7 protein-coding genes are annotated in these 5,727 nt (G+C 66.8%); all 7 read right to left on the bottom strand.

What is annotated here, in order from left to right; genetic code table 11:
• The coding region (locus tag RMN86_RS05115; protein ID WP_309604754.1) for an NADH-quinone oxidoreductase subunit L at positions 1 to 1,033 on the bottom strand (1,033 nt) is incomplete at its 3' end.
• Between the two features lie 2 nt (positions 1,034 to 1,035).
• Positions 1,036 to 1,344, bottom strand: a complete 309-nt coding sequence (gene nuoK, locus RMN86_RS05110; RefSeq protein ID WP_309604753.1) for an NADH-quinone oxidoreductase subunit NuoK — start codon at positions 1,342 to 1,344, stop codon at positions 1,036 to 1,038.
• A complete protein-coding gene (locus RMN86_RS05105; protein WP_309604752.1) occupies positions 1,341 to 1,970 on the bottom strand; it encodes an NADH-quinone oxidoreductase subunit J in 630 nt (209 codons plus the stop codon). The genes nuoK and RMN86_RS05105 overlap by 4 nt, the downstream gene beginning before the upstream one ends.
• Before the next feature lie 61 nt (positions 1,971 to 2,031).
• Positions 2,032 to 2,523, bottom strand: a complete 492-nt coding sequence (nuoI, locus tag RMN86_RS05100; protein ID WP_309604751.1) for an NADH-quinone oxidoreductase subunit NuoI — start codon at positions 2,521 to 2,523, stop codon at positions 2,032 to 2,034.
• Between the two features lies 1 nt (position 2,524).
• Positions 2,525 to 2,722 carry a hypothetical protein gene (locus tag RMN86_RS05095; RefSeq protein ID WP_309604750.1) on the bottom strand — a complete coding sequence of 66 codons (198 nt, stop codon included), beginning with the start codon at positions 2,720 to 2,722 and terminating at the stop codon, positions 2,525 to 2,527.
• Positions 2,719 to 3,789 carry an NADH-quinone oxidoreductase subunit NuoH gene (gene nuoH, locus RMN86_RS05090; RefSeq protein ID WP_309604749.1) on the bottom strand — a complete coding sequence of 357 codons (1,071 nt, stop codon included), beginning with the start codon at positions 3,787 to 3,789 and terminating at the stop codon, positions 2,719 to 2,721. Before nuoH ends, RMN86_RS05095 begins: the two co-directional genes overlap by 4 nt.
• Positions 3,790 to 5,727 (bottom strand): NADH-quinone oxidoreductase subunit NuoG (gene nuoG, locus RMN86_RS05085; protein ID WP_309604748.1); only part of this gene is annotated, 1,938 nt, incomplete at its 5' end. It abuts the gene before it with no gap.

Here is a 5,727-nt window from a genome sequence, read left to right as displayed (position 1 = left end):
GGTGGAACATGGCCGCCTGATAGGCGCCCACACCGGCGGCGAAGAACATGTAGCCGAGCTGTGAACAGGTCGAATAGGCGATGACCCGCTTGATGTCGTTCTGGGCCAGGCCGACCGTGGCCGCGAACAGGGCGGTGACCGCGCCGATCAGGGTGACGATCTGCTTGGCCACCGGCGCATATTCGAACATCGGTGACAGCAGGCAGACCATGTAGACGCCGGCGGTGACCATCGTCGCCGCGTGGATCAGGGCCGAGACCGGGGTCGGGCCCTCCATGGCGTCCGGCAGCCAGGTGTGCAGGAAGAACTGGGCGGACTTGCCCATGGCGCCGACGAACAGCAGCGCACAGGCCAGATCCATCAGGCGGAAGCCCTGCCCCGCGAACATCCAGGTGTCGCCCGCATGGGCCGCGACCTGCGGGAAGATCTGGGCGAATTGGATGGTTCCCAGCGACCAGAAGACGGTCATGATGCCCAGGGCGAAGCCGAAGTCGCCGACCCGGTTGACCACGAACGCCTTGATCGCCGCGGCGTTGGCGGTGGGCTTGTGGTGCCAGAATCCGATCAGCAGGTAGCTCGCCAGGCCCACCCCTTCCCAGCCGAAGAACAGCTGCATGAAGTCCGCAGCGCTGATCAGCGCCAGCATGGCGAAGGTGAACAGCGACAGGTAGGCGAAGAACCGCGGCTTGGCGCCGTCTTCTGCCATGTAACCCCAGCTGTAGACGTGGACGAGGCTGGAGACCGTGGTCACCACGACCAGCATCACCGCCGACAGGCCGTCCAGGCGGAACGACCAGTCCGAGACGAACCGTCCGACGTAGATGAAAGGGGCGTAGGTGAGCGTGAACGGCTCCAGCCCGCCCCAGGTCCACTGGCTGAACACCACCCACGACAGCCCCGCAGAGAGCAGCAGCAAGCCGGTGGTGATCGCCATCGAGGCGACATCGCCGATCCGCCGGCCAAACAGGCCGGCCACCGTCGCGCCCAGCGCAGGGCCGAACAGGATGATCGTGACGAGGAGCCTGGGGTCCATGCCTAGCCCTTCATCATCGAAGCGTCGTCCACGGCGATGTCGCCACGGTTACGGAAGAAGGTGACCAGGATCGCCAGCCCCACGGCGGCCTCGGCGGCGGCGACGGTGAGCACGAACATGGCGAAGATCTGCCCGGTGACGTTGCCAAGATAGCTCGAGAACGCCACGAGATTGATGTTCACGGCCAGCAGGATCAGCTCCACCGACATCAGGATGACGATGATGTTCTTGCGGTTCACGAAGATGCCGAACACCCCGATGGTGAACAGGATCGCGGCGACCGCCAGATAGTGAGCGAGACCGATGCTCATGGCTCGACCCCTTCGCCGGGCTTCAGCGAGACCATGCGCATGCCGGTCGCCGGGGTGCGCAGCACCTGGTCCATGATCACCTGGCGCTTGACGCCTGGCTTGTGGCGCAGGGTCAGTACGATGGCGCCGATCATCGCCACCAGCAGCACCATGCCGGCCGCCTGGAAGAAGTAGACGTAGTTCGTATAGAGCACGCGCCCGATCGCCTCGGCGTTGCTCATCGCATCTGTCGCCCCGGCCCCGCGCGCCATGGGCGTGTCGTTGAGCCTGGCCGCACCGCGCGTCGCCACCGTCGTAGAGACCACCACCATCTCGATGGCCAGGCCCCCGGCGATCAGGCCGCCGAGCGGCATGTAGCGGGCGAAGCCCTGGCGCAGTTCGGCGAAATCCACGTCCAGCATCATCACCACGAACAGGAACAGCACCGCCACGGCGCCGACGTAGACCACCACCAACAGCATCGCCAGGAACTCCGCGCCGAGCAGGACGAACAGCCCCGCGGCCGAGAAGAAGGCGGCGATCAAAAACAACACCGAATGCACGGGGTTGCGGGCCGAGACCACGGCCAGGCCGGAGCCCAGCGTCACCGCCGCCATCAGGTAGAATGCGATCGCCTGCAGGGCCATCGGACGGTTCTAGCTCCCCTCAAAAGTAGCGGAATCGCGCATCGCAAGCCCCGCGCGGGTCTTAGCGATAGGGCGCATCCAGTTCCAGATTCTTCGCGATTTCCCGCTCCCAGCGGTCGCCGTTGTCCAGCAGCCGGGCCTTGTCGTAGTAGAGTTCCTCGCGAGTCTCGACGGCGAACTCCAGGTTCGGTCCCTCGACGATGGCGTCCACCGGGCAGGCCTCCTGGCACAGGCCGCAGTAGATGCATTTGACCATGTCGATGTCGTAGCGAGTGGTGCGCCGGCTGCCGTCTTCCCGAGGCTCGGCCTCGATGGTGATGGCCTGGGCCGGGCAGATCGCCTCGCAAAGCTTGCAGGCGATGCAGCGTTCCTCGCCGTTGGGATAGCGGCGCAGGGCATGTTCGCCCCGAAAGCGCGGGCTCTGCGGATTTCGCTCGTGCGGATAGAGCACGGTGGCCTTCGGGCGGACCATATATTTCAGGCCGAGCCCCAGCGCGCCGGCGAAATCCATCAGCGCCGCGCCCTTGATCGCCTGTCCTATGCGCTGGAACATTTCAGGGCCTCTTGCAGGTGTAGTCTTGGATCCACTGGGAATTGCCGCCGTCCTTGAGGACCAGCGTACCCCCCTTGGCCGCGCAGTCGTCATGCACCCGGCGCAGCGTGTCATAGTCCGCCGTCCCGGAGATATTGGTCGTCGCAGAAGCGCAGGCGGTGAGGCCCAGAACCATCAGGAGGGCCGCCGCAATCCTCATCCGATCACCGGAGCATAGACCCGCCAGCCGGCGACCAGGGCCACGGCCACCAGGCTGGTCGGCAGGAACACCTTCCAGCCCAGCCGCATCAGCTGGTCGTAGCGGTAGCGTGGCACCACCGCGCGGACCATGGCGTTGGCGAAGAACACGAGGAAGGTCTTCAGCGCCAGCCAGAAAAGCCCGAACAGGCTGACCAGGGTTGGCGCCCAGTTGGCGGTGAACGGCGTCGGGAACGGGGCCTGCCAGCCGCCCAGGAACAGCACCGCCATCAGCCCGCTCATCAGGATGATGTTCGAGGTCTCGGCCAGATAGAACAGCATGTAGGGCGTCGAGCCATATTCGATGGCGTAGCCGGCCACCAGCTCGCTCTCGGCCTCGGGCAGGTCGAAGGGCGGGCGGTTGGTTTCGGCGAGCCCGGAGATGAAGAAGATCACCCCCATGGGGATCATCACCAGCGCCAGCGGCAGGTTGGCCAGGCCCGCGCCGCCCAGAATGTTCCAGCGCCAGAAGCCGCCGGCCTGCAGCTCGACGATGCGGGTCAGGTTCATGCTGCCCGACAGCAGGATCACGGTGATGATCACGAAGCCGATGGAGACCTCGTAGGAAACCATCTGCGCGGCCGAGCGCAGGGCGCCCAGGAACGGGTATTTCGAGTTGGACGCCCAGCCGCCCATGATGATCCCATAGACGCCCAGCGAAGACACCGCGAACAGGTAGAGGATCCCCACATTGATGTTGGAAACCACCCAGCCAGGGGCCAGCGGCATTGCGGCCCAGGAGCCCAGCGCCAGGGTGACGCTGATCAGGGGCGCCAGCAGGAAGACGAACTTGTCGGCCCCGGCCGGAACGACCAGTTCCTTGATCAGGAACTTGCCGAGATCGGCGAAGGACTGGAGCAGGCCGAATGGCCCCACGACGTTGGGCCCTTTGCGCATCTGCACGGCCGCGAAGATCTTGCGGTCGCCATAGATCAGGAAGGCCACGGTCAACAGGAGGACCACGGTGACCAAAAGGATCTGGCCGACGGTCAGTACCGTCCAGCCTATGGGGGTGGTCCAGAAGTCCATCTATTCCGCCGCAATCTTGGCGGCGCCGGAGGCGAGCGCGGCGCATTCGGCCATGGTCACGCTGGCGCGCGCGATGGGATTGGTCAGGTGGAAGGCCGCCACCGCGCTGGCGAACGGCGCGTCGGAGAGCCCGCCCTTGCGCCCGAGCGCGTCCAGATCGAGGGACGCGGAGCCGGGGCTGGCCACATAGTCGATGCGGCCAAACGTCGGATGGTCGGCGAAGAGCCTGGCCCTGAGCGCGTCCAGGCTGTCGTAGGGCAGCTTCGCGCCCAGCCGCTCGGAGAGCGCGCGCAGGATCGCCCAGTCCTCCTTGGCTTCGCCCTTGGGGAACACGGCGCGCACGCCCTGCTGCACCCGGCCCTCGGTGTTGACGTAGAGGCCGTTCTTTTCGGTGTAGGCGGCGCCCGGCAGGATCACGTCGGCCTTGTGCGCGCCCTGGTCGCCATGCGTGCCCAGATAGATCGTGAAGGCGCCGGAGCCCGAGGTGTCGATCTCGTCGGCGCCCAGCAGGAACAGCACGTCGGCCCCGCCCGGCGCGGCGAGCTCAAGCGCGGTCTTGCCGCCCTCGCCGGGCACGAAGCCCAGGTCCAGGCCACCGACCCGGGCGGCGGCGGAATGCAGCACGTTCCAGGTCATGCCGAAGGTCTTGGCGACAGCGGCGGCGGCGCTGAGCACCGCGGCCCCATCGGCCCGGCTGAGCGCGCCCGCGCCCACCACGATGGCCGGCGTCTTGGCCGTTTTCAACGCGGCGACGAACTCGCCCTTGGCCTTGGCCAGACCGCCCAGCGTGGCGGGGCCGGCGCCCAGGTAATCGTAAGCATAGGTCAGGTCCGCCTGTTGACCGATCACGCCGATCCGCAAGGCGCCCGCCAGCCAGCGCCTGCGCAAACGCGCGTTCAGCACCGGCGCCTCGAGGCGCGGGTTGGTCCCCACCAACAGCAGGACGTCGGCATCCTCGATGCCGGCGATCGTCGAATTGAACAGCCAGCTTTCGCGCGGCCCGCCGCCCAGCGCCATGCCGTCCTGGCGGCAGTCGGTGGAGGCCACGCCGAGCTCGCGGAACAGGTCCAGCGCGGCCTTCATGGACTCCACGTCCTGCAGGTCGCCGGCGATCACCCCGATGCGGTCGGGGGCGGTCGCCGTGACCCTGGCAGCCACGAGCTCCAGCGCCTCGCTCCAGGTCGCGGCGCGCAGCTTGCCGCCCTCACGGATATAGGGCCGGTCGAGCCGCTGGCGCGCCAGCCCATCGACGGCGTAGCGGGTCTTGTCGGAGATCCACTCCTCGTTGATGTCCTCGTTGACACGCGGCAGCACCCGCAGCACCGCCGAGCCCCGCGCATCGACCCGGATCGCCGAGCCCAGTGCGTCCATCACATCGACGGTCTCGGTCTTATTGAGCTCCCAGGGGCGGGCGTTGAACGCGTAGGGCTTGGAGGTCAGGGCGCCCACCGGGCACAGGTCGATGATGTTGGCGGACAGTTCCGACATCACCGCCTTGTCGAGATAGGTCGTGATTTCAACGTCTTCGCCGCGACTTATCAGGCCAATCTCCGGCACCCCGGCGACCTCGGTGATGAACCGGACGCAGCGGGTGCACTGGATGCAGCGGGTCATCACCGTCTTGATCAACGGCCCCATGAACTTCTCTTCGACGGCGCGCTTGTTGTCGGCATAGCGGCTGTCGTCGCGGCCATAGCCCATGGCCTGGTCCTGCAGATCGCATTCCCCGCCCTGGTCGCAGATCGGGCAGTCCAGGGGGTGGTTGATCAGCAGGAATTCCATCACCCCGTGGCGGGCCTTCCTGACCATCGGCGTGTCGGTGAAGATCTCCATGTTCTCGGCGGCCGGCAGGGCGCAGGAGGCCTGCGGCTTCGGCGGCCCGGGTTTCACCTCGACCAGGCACATGCGGCAGTTGCCGGCGATGGACAGCCGCTCGTG

Origin of the sequence: Phenylobacterium sp. (assembly GCF_031360265.1) — a bacterium.
Lineage (GTDB): Bacteria > Pseudomonadota > Alphaproteobacteria > Caulobacterales > Caulobacteraceae > Phenylobacterium.
This window is presented reverse-complemented; position numbering and strand designations above follow the sequence as displayed.